This is a genomic window from Cupriavidus nantongensis (assembly GCF_001598055.1).
GTDB lineage: Bacteria > Pseudomonadota > Gammaproteobacteria > Burkholderiales > Burkholderiaceae > Cupriavidus > Cupriavidus nantongensis.
In genome coordinates, this window is the sequence record NZ_CP014844.1 from 735,918 (window position 1) to 750,443 (window position 14,526).

Sequence of the window (14,526 nt, forward strand, 5' to 3'; positions counted from 1 at the left end):
CCCGGCCACGCCTCCTTCCCACTATCCACTGACTGCCTGCCCGGCCCCGTGAAGACTCCCGAATGACCCGCCTCCTGCGCCTTGGCAAGATCCTTTTCGTCATCCTCTACTACGGCCTGGACGAGCTGGTGCTCTCGGGCTTTAGCAGCCGCAGGATCCGCTTCCTGGTACGGGTCATTACCATCGGCCGCAAGCTCGACATGCCGCGCGGCGTGCGGCTGCGGCTGGCGCTGACGCGGCTGGGCCCGATCTTCGTCAAGTTCGGCCAGGTGCTGTCGACCCGGCGCGACCTGATGCCGCCGGACATTGCCGACGAGCTGGCCAAGCTGCAGGACCAGGTGCCGCCGTTCGATTCGGCGGTGGCGGTCAGGATCATCGAGCGCTCGCTCGGGCGCCCGCTGGAGCAGCTGTTCGAGACCTTCGAACATCAGCCGGTGGCAAGTGCGTCGATCGCGCAGGTCCACTTCGCCACGCTCAGGGGCGGTCCCAGCCACGGGCGCGAGGTCGCGGTGAAGGTGCTGCGCCCCGGCATGCTGCCGGTGATCGACAGCGACCTGGCGCTGATGCGCGACATGGCGACCTGGCTCGAGCGCTTCTGGGCCGACGGCAAGCGCCTGAAGCCGCGCGAGGTGGTGGCCGAGTTCGACAAGTACCTGCACGACGAGCTCGACCTGATGATCGAGGCGGCCAACGCCAGCCAGCTGCGCCGCAACTTTGCCGATACCAACCTGCTGCTGGTGCCCGAGGTGTTCTGGGACTGGTGCAGCAGCACGGTGTTCGTGATGGAGCGCATGCACGGCATCCCGATCTCGCGCACCGACTCGCTCAAGGCCGCCGGCGTCGACATGCACCAGCTGGCCGAAGAGGGCGTCGAGATCTTCTTCACCCAGGTGTTCCGCGACGGCTTCTTCCATGCCGACATGCACCCGGGCAACATCCTGGTGTCGGTGCAGCCCGAGACCTTCGGCCGCTATATCGCGCTGGACTTCGGCATCGTCGGCGCGCTGTCGGAATTCGACAAGAACTACCTGGCGCAGAACTTCATTGCCTTCTTCCGCCGCGACTACCACCGCGTGGCGCTGCTGCACGTGGAATCCGGCTGGGTCCCGCCCGAGACCCGCGTCGAGGAACTGGAAAGCGCGGTGCGGGCCTGCTGCGAGCCGTACTTCGACAAGCCGCTCAAGGAAATCTCGCTGGGCATGGTGCTGATGCGGCTGTTCCAGACCTCGCGCCGCTTCAACGTCGAGATCCAGCCGCAGCTGGTGCTGCTGCAGAAGACCCTGCTCAATATCGAAGGGCTGGGCCGCCAGCTCGACCCCGACCTGGACCTGTGGAAGACCGCCAAGCCGTTCCTGGAGCGCTGGATGCACGAGCAGGTGGGCTGGCAGGGCGCGTGGGAGCGGATCAAGGTCGAGGCGCCGCAGTGGGCCAAGATGCTGCCCGACTTCCCGCGCCTGGCGCACCAGTTCCTGGAGCGGCGCGCGCTTACCAGCAACGGCGAGCAGGACAAGCTGCTGGCGATGCTGGTGCTGGAGCAGCGCCGCACCAACCGGCTGCTCGGCACCGCGGTGCTGCTGGTGGGCGGCTTCGTCGCCGGCATCGTGCTGACGCACGTGCTGGGCTGGGCCGGCTACTGGTAGGCGCAGGCCAATACTAAAAGATAGAAGGGACGGAGACAGACCCATGGGCGATACCAGCAAGCCAGTGCCGGGCTTCACCACGCGCAATGCCGGCGACCCGGCGTTCTGGGACGAGCGCTTCAAGGAAGGCTTCACGCCCTGGGACCTGGGCGGCGTACCCGGCGAATTCCGCAGCTTTATCGAGGGCCGCCAGCCGTGTCCGACGCTGGTGCCGGGCTGCGGCAACGGCTGGGAGGCGGCGTGGCTGTTCGAGCGCGGCTGGCCGGTGACGGCGATCGACTTCTCGCCGCAGGCGGTGGCGTCGGCGCGGCGCGCGCTCGGACCGGCCGGCGCGGTGGTGCAGCAGGGCGATTTCTTCGCCTTCACGCCGCAGCCGGCGTGCGAGCTGATCTACGAGCGCGCCTTCCTGTGCGCGCTGCCGCCGGCGCTGCGCGCGGCCTATGGCGCCCGCGTGGCCGAGCTGCTGCCGCCGGGCGGGCTGCTGGCGGGCTACTTCTACCTGGGCGAGAACCGCGGCGGACCGCCGTTCGCGATGCCCCAGGCGGAGCTCGATGCGCTGCTGGCGCCGGCCTTCGAGCGCATCGAGGACCGACCCTCGGCCGCGCCGCTGCCGGTGTTCCAGGGGCAGGAGCGCTGGCAGGTATGGCGCCGGCGCGGCGCCTGAACCCGCCGACTGCCGGCTTCCCTGTGTCGCAGGCGGGTTCCCGCGTGGCGCATTCGCGCCAGCGGGGAATTTTTTTCGCCCGCGCCGGTCTGCGTCGCTATAATCCGCGTTTTGATTCGGCTACGACCGCGGGCCCCCGCCGCGTTGCCCGCCTCGTCGGGACGCGCCAGGCACCCCGATATGCGGCCCCGACCGATGAATTGGACTCCGGGCCCCGCGCGCGCACCCGCGCCCAGCCGCCCGGCATTCGGTTTCTCGCCACAAGGGCACCTTCTGCATAGGGCAGCGGCATGCTGATCTGGTTTGTCATCATCTACTGGGTAATCTCGGTCGGCATCGGCCTGTGGGCGGCGCTGCGCGTGCGCAACACCACCGATTTCGCCGTCGCCGGGCGCAGCCTGCCGTTCCATATCGTCACCGCCACCGTCTTCGCCACCTGGTTCGGCTCGGAGACCGTGCTGGGCATTCCCGCCGTGTTCCTGAAGGAAGGCCTGTCGGGCGTGGTGTCGGACCCGTTCGGGTCGTCGCTGTGCCTGATCCTGGTGGGCCTGTTCTTTGCCCGGCCGCTGTACCGGATGAACCTGCTGACCATCGGCGACTACTACCATAACCGCTACGGTCGGCTGGCCGAGGTGCTGACCACGCTGTGCATCGTGGTCTCCTACCTGGGCTGGGTCGCGGCGCAGATCAAGGCGCTGGGGCTGGTGTTCTATACCGTGTCGGACGGCGCGCTGTCGCAGGAGGCCGGCATGATGATCGGCGCCGCCAGCGTGCTGGTCTATACGCTGTTCGGCGGCATGTGGTCGGTGGCGATCACCGACTTCATCCAGATGATCATCATCGTGATCGGCATGATGTATATCGGCTACGAGGTCAGCGGCCAGGCCGGCGGCGTGACGGCGGTGGTGTCGCATGCGGCCGCGGCCGGCAAGTTCGAGTTCTGGCCGGCGCTGGATTTCGTGCAGATCATCGGCTTCGCGGCGGCGCTGTTCACCATGATGCTGGGCTCGATCCCGCAGCAGGACGTGTTCCAGCGGGTGACCTCGTCGCGCACCGAGCAGATCGCCGGGCGCGCGTCGGTGCTGGGCGGCGTGCTGTACTTCTGCTTCGCCTTTATCCCGATGTTCCTGGCGTACTCGGCCACGCTGATCGACCCCGGCATGGTGGCCAAGTACATCGACACCGATTCACAGCTGATCCTGCCGCAGCTGATCCTGCAGCACGCGCCGATGTTCGCACAGGTGATGTTCTTCGGCGCGCTGCTGTCGGCAATCAAGAGCTGCGCCTCGGCGACGCTGCTGGCGCCGTCGGTGACCTTTGCCGAAAACATCCTGCGGCCGTACTTCCGCCATCTCGACGACAAGCAGTTCCTGCGCGTGATGCAGACCGTGGTGCTGGTGTTCACCACGCTGGTGACGCTGTTCGCGCTGAACTCGCACCTGTCGATCTTCCATATGGTCGAAAATGCCTACAAGGTCACGCTGGTGTCGTCGTTCGTGCCGCTGGCCTTCGGCATGTTCTGGAAGCACGCCACCCGCCAGGGCGGGCTGGCCGCGATCCTGCTGGGGCTGTCGTCCTGGCTGACCTGCGAGATCGCCTTTGCCGATGCCGTGGTGCCGCCGCAGATGGTCGGCCTGCTGTTCTCGGTCAGCGGCATGGTGATCGGCTCGCTGCTGCCGCAGTGGATTGCAGATCACGCGCCGGTCAAGGAAGTCCATATCGCCTGACCGCGCGGGGGCGCCCACCCCCTTATTTCCGCCGGTCAGGCAGCCCCGGAACGGTTTATAATTCAAGGCTTTGCATCGCCGCGCGGGAGGATTTCCGCGGCCGCCCCGGCCGGCGGCGATGCCCGTCCTGGTACCGATTCCCAAGTTTTCTCGCGAAATAACACCATGCCGATCTATGCCTACCGTTGCGACGCCTGCGGACACGGGCGCGATGTGCTGCAGAAAATGAGCGATGCCCCGCTGACGGACTGCCCGTCGTGCGGCGCCGCCGGCGCGTTCAAGAAGCAGCTGACCGCTGCCGGCTTCCAGCTCAAGGGCTCGGGCTGGTACGTGACCGACTTCCGCGGTGGCAGCGGTGGCGCCAGCGCGCCCGCGGCCACCGGCGCAGCCGGCGGCACCGCGGCTGCGGCCAGCGCGCCGGCGGCGGCTGAAACGTCGTCGGGCGGCACCGCCGCGGCGGCCCCGGCCGCCGGCGGTTGCGGCAGCGCCTGCGCCTGCCACTGAGCCGGACCCGCCAAGTGGTAGCCAAGAAGACTTCCGCCCTCAAGACCTGGTTCCTGACCGGGCTGCTGGTGCTGGTGCCGCTGGGCATCACGCTGTGGGTGCTGAGCCTGATCATCGGCACGATGGACCAGAGCCTGGCGCTGCTGCCGGAAGCCTGGCGGCCGGACCGGCTGATGTTCGGCAAGCGCGTGACCGGCCTCGGCGCGATCCTGACGCTGCTGTTCATCCTGCTGGTCGGGCTGCTGGCGCATAACTTCATCGGCCAGCGCCTGGTGCGCTGGTGGGAAGCGCTGCTGGGCCATATCCCGGTGGTGGGCCCGATCTACACCAGCGTCAAGCAGGTTTCGGACACGCTGCTGTCGTCGTCGGGCAATGCCTTCCGCAAGGCGCTGCTGGTGCAGTATCCGCGCGAGGGCTCGTGGACCATCGCCTTCCTGACCGGGCGCCCCGGCGGCGACGTGCAGAACCACCTGCAGGGCGAGTACGTCAGCGTCTACGTGCCGACCACCCCCAATCCGACCTCGGGCTTCTTCCTGATGATGCCCAAGGCCGACACCATCGAACTCGACATGACCGTCGACGCCGCGCTCAAGTACATCGTCTCGATGGGCGTGGTGGCACCGGCCGAATTGCCGCGCAAGAACGGCAGCGCGCCCCGGCCGGCGGCCCCGTCCAGCGCGGCCGGCGCGGCCGGCAGGTCCAGCAGCGAGGAACCGGTCCAGACCACCGATCCTTGAGCCTCCAAACTGATCACGGGCTGCGCGATGCAATCGGGCAGCCGCGTTTTACCGGGAATCTCCTTATGTCCTCCATGCGTACTCACTACTGCGGTCTGGTGACCGAACAATTCTCGGGCCAGGAAGTGGCCCTGACCGGCTGGGTCCAGCGCCGCCGCGACCATGGCGGCGTGATCTTCATCGACCTGCGCGACCGCGAGGGCCTGGTGCAGGTGGTGTGCGATCCGGATCGCCCGGAGATGTTCAAGGCCGCGGAAGAGATCCGCAACGAGTTCTGCATCCGCGTCACCGGCAAGGTGCGCGCGCGCCCGGCCGGCACCGAGAACGCCAACCTGACCTCGGGCAAGATCGAGGTGCTGTGCCACGAGCTGACCGTGCTGAACCCGTCGGTCACGCCGCCGTTCCAGCTCGACGACGACAACCTGTCGGAAACCACGCGCCTGACGCACCGCGTGCTCGACCTGCGCCGCCCGCAGATGCAGTACAACCTGCGCCTGCGCTACAAGGTGGCGATGGAAGTGCGCAAGTTCCTGGACGCGCAGGGCTTCATCGACATCGAGACGCCGATGCTGGGCAAGAGCACGCCCGAAGGCGCGCGCGACTACCTGGTGCCGTCGCGGGTGAACCCGGGCCACTTCTTCGCGCTGCCGCAATCGCCGCAGATCTTCAAGCAGATGCTGATGGTGTCGGGCTTCGACCGCTACTACCAGATCACCAAGTGCTTCCGCGACGAAGACCTGCGCGCCGACCGCCAGCCCGAATTCACGCAGATCGACTGCGAGACCTCGTTCCTGACCGAGCAGGAGATCCGCGACCTGTTCGAGGACATGATGCGCACGGTGTTTAAGAACGCCATCGACGTCGACCTCGACGCCAAATTCCCGGTGATGGAGTTCCGCGAGGCCATGGCGCGCTTCGGCTCGGACAAGCCTGACCTGCGCGTCAAGCTGGAATTCACCGAGCTGACCGAGGTGATGAAGGACGTCGACTTCAAGGTGTTCTCGGGCCCGGCCAACAGCGACAACGGCCGCGTGGTCGGACTGCGCGTGCCGGGCGGCGGCGCCATCTCGCGCGGCGAGATCGATGCCTACACCCAGTTCGTCGGCATCTACGGCGCCAAGGGCCTGGCCTGGATCAAGGTCAACGAAGTCGCCAAGGGCCGCGACGGGCTGCAGTCGCCGATCGTCAAGAACCTGCACGACGCCGCCATTGCCGAGATCCTGAAGCGCACCGGCGCGCAGGACGGCGACATCATCTTCTTCGGCGCCGACAAGGCCAAGGTGGTCAACGACTCGATCGGCGCGCTGCGCCTGAAGATCGGCCATTCGGACTTCGGCAAGGCCAACGGCCTGTTCGAGGACGCCTGGAAGCCGCTGTGGGTGGTGGACTTCCCGATGTTCGAGTACGACGAGGAAGACGCGCGCTGGGTGGCCATGCACCACCCGTTCACCAGCCCCAAGGACGAGCACCTGGAATACCTCGAGACCGACCCGGGCAAGTGCCTGGCCAAGGCCTACGACATGGTGCTGAACGGCTGGGAAATGGGCGGCGGCTCGGTGCGGATCTTCCGCTCGGACATCCAGAGCAAGGTGTTCCGTGCGCTCAAGATCAACGACGAGGAAGCCCGCGCCAAGTTCGGCTACCTGCTCGACGCGCTGCAGTACGGCGCGCCCCCGCACGGCGGCCTGGCCTTCGGCCTGGACCGCATCGTCACCATGATGGCCGGCGCCGACTCGATCCGCGACGTGATCGCCTTCCCCAAGACCCAGCGCGCCCAGGACCTGCTGACGCAGGCGCCGAGCTCGGTCGACGAGAAGCAGCTGCGCGAGCTGCATATCCGCCTGCGCACCGCCGAGCCCAAGCCCAACGCCTGACCGGGACCGGTTCGATCCGCAAGAAAGCCGCGCGAATGCGCGGCTTTTTTTCTGTCTGCGCAATGCCGGCGCAGCGGCGCATTGGTTTCGATTTGTTACCGGTCGGAACGAAGCCGGCGGCGGGCCGGTCTTCTCCCTTTGATCCGCAATTCGACACGCAATTTGCCGAGGGGCCCCGTGATGAAGGTTCCCGGCACTCGGGAGGAAATTCGTGAACCTGAACCTGGATACCGAACTGATCCGCCAGTTCCTGCTGGCCCACCAGGAGACCATCCTGACCTGGCTGGCAGCGGGGCTGATCATGATGCTGCTGGCACGCTTCGAGCTGCGCCGCGCCCAGCGCCGCGCGGCGCAGGCCATGTCCGAATCGGTGGCGACCACGGTGGCCGCGTGCGTGCCGGACATCGCCCACGCGGTGCAGGCAGCGTCGCCCCAGGCGGTGGCCGAGCCGGTCGAGATGCAGCGCGCCGAGGCCCTGCGGCGGCTGGCGCTGGACACCGTCGGCGTGGTGATGACGCGCGGACGCTGGCTCGACGAGCTCGGCAACCTGCGCCTGGCCGACGATGCCTTGCTTGCCGGCCAGCGCGCCGACGGCGCCGATCCGCTGCTGGTGGTGGCGCCGCAACCGGTGGTGCAGGCCTACCTCGATGCGCAGCGCGTGTTCGAGGACGAGGCCGCGCAGGTGCAGGCGCTGCGCCGCGACGCCCAGCGCGTGCACGAGGCGCTGCAGGCGCTGGACGCCGAGGCTGCCCATATCGAGCAGGAAACCGGCAGCATCGTGCTGCGCTTCGAGCAGGTCAACGCGCAGGCGGCGCAGGGCATGGATGGCGGCGATTACCAGCGCTTCCTGATCCAGAAGTACAACACGCTGGGCCAGCGCGAGAAGGAAATCGCGCAGGAACGCACGCGGCTGCAGGGCGAAGCGCGCCAGCGCGCCGAGACCCTCGCCACCCACGCGCATGCCGCCTCCAGGCGCTACCGCCACGCGCTGGCGCCGCTGATGGAGCAGCTGCGCGCGGCCTGGGGCCATGGCGAATCGCCGCAGGTGTTCGACACCTGGCAGCGCCACGGCAGCACCGAACCCTACCTGGCCCCGCACGGCATGCAGGGCGCGCGCAGCGCCGCCTGATCGGTACAGAATTTGCGGCGCCAGCGCATAGGCGCCGCGGCGCTTTCCCGTGGCAAGCGCGCGCGCCTGCGCTATCCTTGGGTTTGTCCTTTGGCCCAGACCCATGTCATACAAGATCCCGGAATCCGTGCTGGTGGTGATTTACACGCCAGATCTTCAAGTCTTGCTGCTGGAACGCGCCGATCGCCCCGGGTTCTGGCAGTCCGTCACCGGCAGCCTCGACACCCTGGACGAACCCCTGGCCCTGACCGCCGCGCGCGAAGTCGCCGAGGAAACCGGCATCATCGCCGGCGAGCACCAGCTGACCGACTGGGGCCACGCCATCCAGTACGACATCTACCCGCAGTGGCGCCACCGCTACGCCGAAGGGGTCACGCGCAATACCGAGCACTGGTTCGGCCTGCGCGTGGCCGAGGCGCTGCCGGTGACGCTGGCGCCACGCGAACACCTGCAATACAAGTGGCTGCCATGGCAACAGGCGGCGCAGCAATGCTTTTCCAGCAGCAATGCCGACGCCATCCGCCAGCTGGCGTGGCGTGCGGTAGGTGCGCACGCGCAGGAAGGCGATGCCAGCCGCCACGCCGCCGTCGGAGGGCAGCCATGAAGCTGCGCGTGGTCACCTACAACATCCACAAGGGAGTGACCGGCATCGCGCGGCGCCCGCGCATCCAGAACGTGCGTGCCGGCCTGCATGCGATGGACGCGGACATCGTCTTCCTGCAGGAAGTGCAGGACCGCAACGACCGCCTGGTGGCGGCGGCGCTGTTCGACCCCGAACACACCCAGCTCAACTACCTGGCCACCGACGCCTATCCGCATTCGGTCTACGGCCGCAATGCGGTCTACGACTACGGCCATCACGGCAACGCGATCCTGTCGCGCCATCCGATCCTGATGTCCGAGAACCTCGATATTTCCGATCACCGCTTCGAGCAGCGCGGGCTGCTGCACGCGGTGGCGGACGTGCACGGCGTCGAGACCCACCTGATCTGCGTGCATTTCGGCCTGTTCGCGCGCAGCCGCGCGCGCCAGGCCGAGGCGCTGGTGGAGCGGGTGCAGAACGTGGTGCCGGCGGGCGTGCCGCTGGTAATCGCCGGCGACTTCAACGACTGGAACCACCGGCTCGACGCGCAGATCTGCAATACCCTGGGCGCGGTCGAGGCCTCGCACGCGCGCGGCGCGCGGCTGCATACCTTTCCCAGCCATATGCCGTGGTGGCAGCTCGACCGCATCTATGTGCGCGGCTACGAGATCGAGCGCGCCCACGCGCTGACCGGCCGCGACTGGGCGCAACGCTCCGACCACGTGCCACTGGTGGCGGAGCTCGGCCATCCGCTGGGCGAAATGGTGGAGCGGGACGCGCCCGCCGACAAGGCCGCGTGAGGACGCCTGCGGCTACGTGAGGTCAGCCGCGCCGCTCTCGGGGCCGGGCAGGGGATAGTCGCGGATAAACGCGAACACCGCCTGCGCATCGTTCAGGTCAAGCACCGGCAGCGTGGTCATGGCGGCGACGGCGGCAGGATCGTCGCTCGCGACCGCCACCACGCCAGGCACCTCGTCCCACAGCGGCGCACGGCCCAGCGCGGGACGGAACACCTCCAGCTTGGGAAAATCGCTGCGCTTGTAGCCTTCCACCAGCACCAGGTCGGTGTCGGGCGGCAGCACCGCGAGCGCATCGTCGAGCTCCGGCGAAGGCACGGCCTCGGGGTAATGGCGCATCAGCGTCAGGTGGCGCGCGCCGACCAGCACGACGTTGGCGCAGCCGGCCGCGCGCATGCGCCACGAATCCTTGCCGGGCGTGTCGGGATCGAAGCCGTGGTGGGTGTGCTTGACGCCGGCCACGCGCAGGCCGGCGCCGACGAAGCAGGGGATGAGCTGGTCCAGCAGCGTGGTCTTGCCGCTGCCGGACGAGCCGGTAATGCCGAATACCTTCACCATGGTTTCCGTAGGGGCGTCGGGAGTCTGCGCGCGCGCCGGCATCGGCGCGCAGCGCATCGGCATCGACGATAGCAGAGTTCGGCGCGCCAATGTGCAGGCGGCGCCTTGCACGCCGCAAACTGTCCGATAATCACGGCATGTCACGGATCTCCCACTCCGCCCAGGCCGAGGACGCCCCGGCGCACGACACCGCCACCACCGGCGAGCCCGCCTATCGCCACCACATGCTGCGCTGGGCCTGGCGCCGCGGCAGGCCCACCTCCGGCAACACGGTGCGGCTGCTGCACGGCGGCCACGACTTCTTTCCGGCGCTGATCGCCGCGATCGACCAGGCCGCGTTCCAGGTCATGCTGGAAACCTACATCTATGCCGACGACGAGGTCGGCCGCGCCGTTGCCGATGCGCTGATCCGCGCCGCCGCGCGCGGGGTCGCGGTGCGCGTGACGGTGGACGGCTTCGGCGCCGGCGACATGCCCGCCGAACTGGCCGAGCGGCTGCGCGCGGGCGGCGTGCGCCTGCGCGTCTACCGCGCCTTGCGCGGCTTCCGCCTGGCGCGGCGCCACCTGCGCCGGCTGCACCGCAAGCTCGCCGTGATCGACCGCCATGTGGCCTTTGTCGGCGGCATCAACATCATCGACGACCACAACCACGGGCCTTTCGAAGGCGCCAACCTGGGGCCGCGCTATGACTTCGCGGTGCAGGTCAGCGGTCCGCTGGTGGACCGCATCGCGCTGTCGTCGGAGCGGCTGTGGTGGCGGCTGTCGCTGCGCGAGGCGCGCGGCAGCGAGCGTGCCGCGGCGGTCGCCGACTACCCGCTGGTGACCGACCTGCCGCCGCGCCCTGAAGTCACCGGCGGCATCCGCGCCACGCTGCTGCTGCGCGACAACCTGCGCAACCGCCGCACCATCGAGCGCGAATACCTGCGCGCGCTGGGCGCCGCGCGCCACGACGTGATCCTCGCCAACGCCTACTTCCTGCCCGGCCACAAGATGCGGCGCGCGTTGCTGGCCTGCCGCGAGCGCGGCGTGCGCGTGCGGCTGCTGCTGCAGGGCATGGTCGAATACCGGCTGCAGCACTACGCCACCCATGCGCTCTATGCCTCGTTGCTCGAGGCCGGCGTCGAGATCTACGAGTACGCCGAGAGCTTCCTGCACGCCAAGGTCGGCGTGGTCGACGAGGCCTGGGCCACGGTCGGGTCGAGCAACATGGACCCGTTCAGCCTGCTGCTCGCGCGCGAGGCCAACGTTGCCGTTTATGATGCGGCCTTCGCCGCCGAACTGCGCGAAGCGCTGGAGCGTGCCATTGCGCACCGCAGCGTGCGCGTGCTGCCCGACGCGCATGCGCGGCGCTCGCCGCTGCACCGGCTGGCCAACTGGGCGGCCTATATGCTGCTGCGGCTGGGCGTGATCATCGCCGGCGTCACCGGCCGCTACTGAACGGTGTGGTCGTGTGCGTTTGCTGCCATGCGGCAACGCCCACGCTGAAACCGGTTGCAGCATCGCGGCTGGCGGACATGCTGCATTGCAGTCCGTTTAGAAACAGCGGTCTAATTAAAAGCTTGATGGGCAGGTGCCGCGCCAGAATAATCTGAACGACCGTTCTTTTTTGGCTTAGACTGCGTGCATTCGCGGTATGCACCGGCAAATCCGCCGGCCGCCCGCAAGCAATGAATGCAACGTCAGGGTCATACGCGGAGCCGCGACAGGCCCCGCAGAACGGAGAAAAAACATGCGACACCAGTCAGCCCGTCTCGAATCCGCCGCCTCGTCGCCCTCGCCCATGCGCAAGGGCGAGATGACGCGCGTGGCGATTCTGGATGCCGCACTGGAATTGTCGTCCCGCGACGGGCTCGAAGGTCTGACCATCGGGCTGCTCGCGGAACGCATGCAGATGAGCAAGAGCGGCGTCTTCGCGCATTTCGGTTCGCGCGAGGACCTGCAGGTGGAGGTGGTGCGGGAGTATCACCGCCGGTTCGAGCAGGAGGTGTTCTATCCCTCGCTGCAGGAGCCGCGCGGACTGCCGCGGCTGTGGTCGATGGTGCGGCGCTGGATGGAGAAGCGCATCCAGGAAGTGACGACGGGATGCATCTACATCAGCGGCGCGGTCGAGTACGACGACCGCGCCGGCAGCCTGGTGCGTGACGAGCTGGTCAAGAGCGTCACCATCTGGCGGGCAGCGCTGAACCGCGCCATCAACCAGGCCAAGGAAGAGGGGCACCTGCGCGCGGACTGCGATCCGCGCCTGATGCTGTTCGAGATGTACAGCCTTGAACTAGGCTTGCATCATGACGCCCGTTTCCTGCGCCTGCCCGACAGCGCCGAGCTTGCCATGGTCGCGCTCAACAAACTGATTCAGTCTTACCGTACCTGAGGTCGCCCGGTCGGGCCGTCGCGCGCAAGCGGGACGGGCGGCGTGGCGGCATCGCATAACTCCAAGGAGTCTCTGATGGGCCAGTACACCGCACCGTTGCGCGACATGCAGTTCGTGCTCCATGAACTGCTCGGCGCCGAAGCCGAACTCAAGGCGATGCCGCCGCACGCGGACATCGACGCGGACACCATCAACCAGGTCATCGAGGAAGCCGGCAAGTTCTGCGCGGACGTGGTGTTCCCGCTCAACCAGGTGGGCGACCGCGAAGGCTGCACCTACGTCGGCGACGGCGTGGTCAAGGCGCCCACCGGCTTCAAGGAAGCCTACCAGCAGTATGTCGAGGCCGGCTGGCCGGCACTGGCGTGCGATCCCGCCTTCGGCGGCCAGGGCCTGCCGATCGTGGTCAACAACGTGGTCTACGAGATGCTGAACTCGGCCAACCAGGCCTGGACCATGTACCCGGGCCTGTCGCACGGCGCCTATGAGGCCCTGCACGCACACGGCACCCCCGAACTGCAGCAGACCTACCTGCCCAAGCTGGTGTCCGGCGTGTGGACCGGCACCATGTGCCTGACCGAGCCGCATTGCGGCACCGACCTGGGCATCCTGCGCAGCAAGGCCGAGCCCCAGGCCGACGGTTCCTACCTGATCACCGGCACCAAGATCTTCATCTCCGCCGGCGAGCACGACCTGGCCGAGAACATCATCCACCTGGTGCTGGCGCGCCTGCCGGACGCGCCCGCCGGCACCAAGGGCATCTCGCTGTTCGTGGTGCCCAAGTTCATCCCCGATGCCAGCGGCAACCCGGGTGAACGCAATGGCATCCAGTGCGGCTCGATCGAGCACAAGATGGGCATCCACGGCAACGCCACCTGCGTGATGAACCTGGACGGCGCGCGCGGCTGGATGGTGGGCGAGCCCAACAAGGGCCTGAACGCCATGTTCGTGATGATGAACGCGGCGCGCCTGGGCGTCGGTGCGCAGGGCCTGGGGCTGACCGAGGTGGCGTACCAGAACTCGGTCGCCTACGCCAAGGACCGCCTGCAGATGCGCGCGCTGACCGGCCCCAAGGCACCCGAGAAGGCCGCCGACCCGATCATCGTGCATCCCGACGTGCGCCGCATGCTGCTGACCCAGCGCGCCTACGCCGAAGGCGGCCGCGCCTTCAGCTACTGGACCGCGCTGCAGATCGACCGCGAGCTGTCGCACCCGGACGAAGCCGTGCGCAAGCAGGCCGGCGACCTGGTCGCGCTGCTGACGCCGGTGATCAAGGCGTTCCTGACCGACAACGCCTTCACCGCCACCAACGAGGGCATGCAGGTGTTCGGCGGCCATGGCTACATCTCCGAATGGGGCATGGAGCAATACGTGCGCGACGCCCGCATCAACATGATCTACGAAGGCACCAACACGATCCAGGCGCTGGACCTGCTGGGCCGCAAGATCCTGGGCGACATGGGCGCGAAGATGAAGGCCTTCGGCAAGATCGTGCAGGAATTCGTCGAGGCCGAAGGCACCAATGAAGCCATGCAGGAGTTCGTCAACCCGCTGGCCGACCTGGGCGACAAGGTGCAGAAGCTGACCATGGAAATCGGCATGAAGGCGATGGGCAATGCCGACGAAGTCGGCGCCGCCGCGGTGCCGTACCTGCGCGTGGTGGGCCACCTGGTGTTCGCGTACTTCTGGGCCCGCATGGCCAAGGTCGCGCTGGAGAAGCAGGGCAGCGGCGACAAGTTCTACACCGCCAAGCTGGCCACCGCGCGCTTCTACTTTGCCAAGCTGCTGCCGGAAACCGCCGGCGAGATCCGCAAGGCGCGCGCGGGTTCGGCGTCGCTGATGGCGCTGGACGCGGATTTGTTCTGATCTGCCCAGGCGGCTTCCTTTGGCGCCGGCTTGCTCCCCTCTCCCGCTTGCGGGAGAGGGGCCGGGGGAGAGGGCAGGAG

13 protein-coding genes are annotated in these 14,526 nt (G+C 67.9%); 12 read left to right on the forward strand and 1 reads right to left on the reverse strand.

Annotation, left to right across the window (positions count from 1 at the left end):
* The first annotated feature begins 62 nt into the window (after window positions 1-62).
* From ubiB to A2G96_RS03390, 9 genes are all read left to right on the forward strand, one after another.
* Window positions 63-1,640: a ubiquinone biosynthesis regulatory protein kinase UbiB gene (gene ubiB, locus A2G96_RS03350; RefSeq protein ID WP_062796754.1), complete on the forward strand. Its 1,578-nt coding sequence runs from the start codon at window positions 63-65 to the stop codon at window positions 1,638-1,640.
* Between the two features lie 43 nt (window positions 1,641-1,683).
* Window positions 1,684-2,304 carry a methyltransferase domain-containing protein gene (locus A2G96_RS03355; protein ID WP_062796756.1) on the forward strand — a complete coding sequence of 207 codons (621 nt, stop codon included), beginning with the start codon at window positions 1,684-1,686 and terminating at the stop codon, window positions 2,302-2,304.
* Between the two features lie 290 nt (window positions 2,305-2,594).
* Window positions 2,595-4,031, forward strand: a complete 1,437-nt coding sequence (locus tag A2G96_RS03360) for a high affinity choline transporter 1 (RefSeq protein ID WP_062796758.1) — start codon at window positions 2,595-2,597, stop codon at window positions 4,029-4,031.
* Between the two features lie 165 nt (window positions 4,032-4,196).
* Window positions 4,197-4,535 (forward strand): FmdB family zinc ribbon protein, encoded by a 339-nt coding sequence (locus tag A2G96_RS03365; protein WP_062796760.1) that lies wholly within the window; start codon window positions 4,197-4,199, stop codon window positions 4,533-4,535.
* Window positions 4,536-4,549: 14 nt separating this feature from the next.
* Entirely contained in the window at window positions 4,550-5,272 is a 723-nt protein-coding gene (locus tag A2G96_RS03370; RefSeq protein ID WP_062802033.1) for a DUF502 domain-containing protein, read from the forward strand.
* 65 nt (window positions 5,273-5,337) lie between these two features.
* Window positions 5,338-7,146 (forward strand): aspartate--tRNA ligase, encoded by a 1,809-nt coding sequence (gene aspS, locus A2G96_RS03375; protein ID WP_062796762.1) that lies wholly within the window; start codon window positions 5,338-5,340, stop codon window positions 7,144-7,146.
* A gap of 217 nt (window positions 7,147-7,363) precedes the next feature.
* A complete protein-coding gene (locus A2G96_RS03380) occupies window positions 7,364-8,275 on the forward strand; it encodes a hypothetical protein (protein WP_062802034.1) in 912 nt (303 codons plus the stop codon).
* A gap of 103 nt (window positions 8,276-8,378) precedes the next feature.
* Window positions 8,379-8,879, forward strand: a complete 501-nt coding sequence (nudB, locus tag A2G96_RS03385; protein WP_062796764.1) for a dihydroneopterin triphosphate diphosphatase — start codon at window positions 8,379-8,381, stop codon at window positions 8,877-8,879.
* Entirely contained in the window at window positions 8,876-9,658 is a 783-nt protein-coding gene (locus A2G96_RS03390) for an endonuclease/exonuclease/phosphatase family protein (RefSeq protein ID WP_062796766.1), read from the forward strand. Before nudB ends, A2G96_RS03390 begins: the two co-directional genes overlap by 4 nt.
* Window positions 9,659-9,670: 12 nt before the next feature.
* Here A2G96_RS03390 and mobB read toward each other — a convergent pair whose 3' ends face one another.
* Window positions 9,671-10,210 carry a molybdopterin-guanine dinucleotide biosynthesis protein B gene (gene mobB / locus A2G96_RS03395; protein WP_062802035.1) on the reverse strand — a complete coding sequence of 180 codons (540 nt, stop codon included), beginning with the start codon at window positions 10,208-10,210 and terminating at the stop codon, window positions 9,671-9,673.
* 92 nt (window positions 10,211-10,302) lie between these two features.
* On the opposite strand from mobB, the gene clsB reads away from it, so the two are divergent.
* The 3 genes from clsB (at window position 10,303) to A2G96_RS03410 (ending at window position 14,446) form a co-directional block, all read left to right on the forward strand.
* Window positions 10,303-11,649, forward strand: coding sequence for a cardiolipin synthase ClsB (clsB, locus tag A2G96_RS03400; protein WP_062796768.1), 1,347 nt, complete (start codon window positions 10,303-10,305; stop codon window positions 11,647-11,649).
* Between the two features lie 343 nt (window positions 11,650-11,992).
* Window positions 11,993-12,583, forward strand: a complete 591-nt coding sequence (locus A2G96_RS03405) for a TetR/AcrR family transcriptional regulator (RefSeq protein WP_062796770.1) — start codon at window positions 11,993-11,995, stop codon at window positions 12,581-12,583.
* Between the two features lie 75 nt (window positions 12,584-12,658).
* A complete protein-coding gene (locus A2G96_RS03410) occupies window positions 12,659-14,446 on the forward strand; it encodes an acyl-CoA dehydrogenase C-terminal domain-containing protein (RefSeq protein ID WP_062796772.1) in 1,788 nt (595 codons plus the stop codon).
* Window positions 14,447-14,526: the final 80 nt, after the last annotated feature.

Bases quoted from the DNA above. Each gene is read 5' to 3' on its own strand.
- ubiB (WP_062796754.1), top strand. From the start codon at position 63: ATGACCCGCCTCCTGCGCCTTGGCAAGATCCTTTTCGTCATCCTCTAC.
- A2G96_RS03355 (WP_062796756.1), top strand. From the start codon at position 1,684: ATGGGCGATACCAGCAAGCCAGTGCCGGGCTTCACCACGCGCAATGCC.
- A2G96_RS03360 (WP_062796758.1), top strand. From the start codon at position 2,595: ATGCTGATCTGGTTTGTCATCATCTACTGGGTAATCTCGGTCGGCATC.
- A2G96_RS03365 (WP_062796760.1), top strand. From the start codon at position 4,197: ATGCCGATCTATGCCTACCGTTGCGACGCCTGCGGACACGGGCGCGAT.
- aspS (WP_062796762.1), top strand. From the start codon at position 5,338: ATGTCCTCCATGCGTACTCACTACTGCGGTCTGGTGACCGAACAATTC.
- nudB (WP_062796764.1), top strand. From the start codon at position 8,379: ATGTCATACAAGATCCCGGAATCCGTGCTGGTGGTGATTTACACGCCA.
- A2G96_RS03390 (WP_062796766.1), top strand. From the start codon at position 8,876: ATGAAGCTGCGCGTGGTCACCTACAACATCCACAAGGGAGTGACCGGC.
- clsB (WP_062796768.1), top strand. From the start codon at position 10,303: ATGTGCAGGCGGCGCCTTGCACGCCGCAAACTGTCCGATAATCACGGC.
- A2G96_RS03405 (WP_062796770.1), top strand. From the start codon at position 11,993: ATGCGCAAGGGCGAGATGACGCGCGTGGCGATTCTGGATGCCGCACTG.
- A2G96_RS03410 (WP_062796772.1), top strand. From the start codon at position 12,659: ATGGGCCAGTACACCGCACCGTTGCGCGACATGCAGTTCGTGCTCCAT.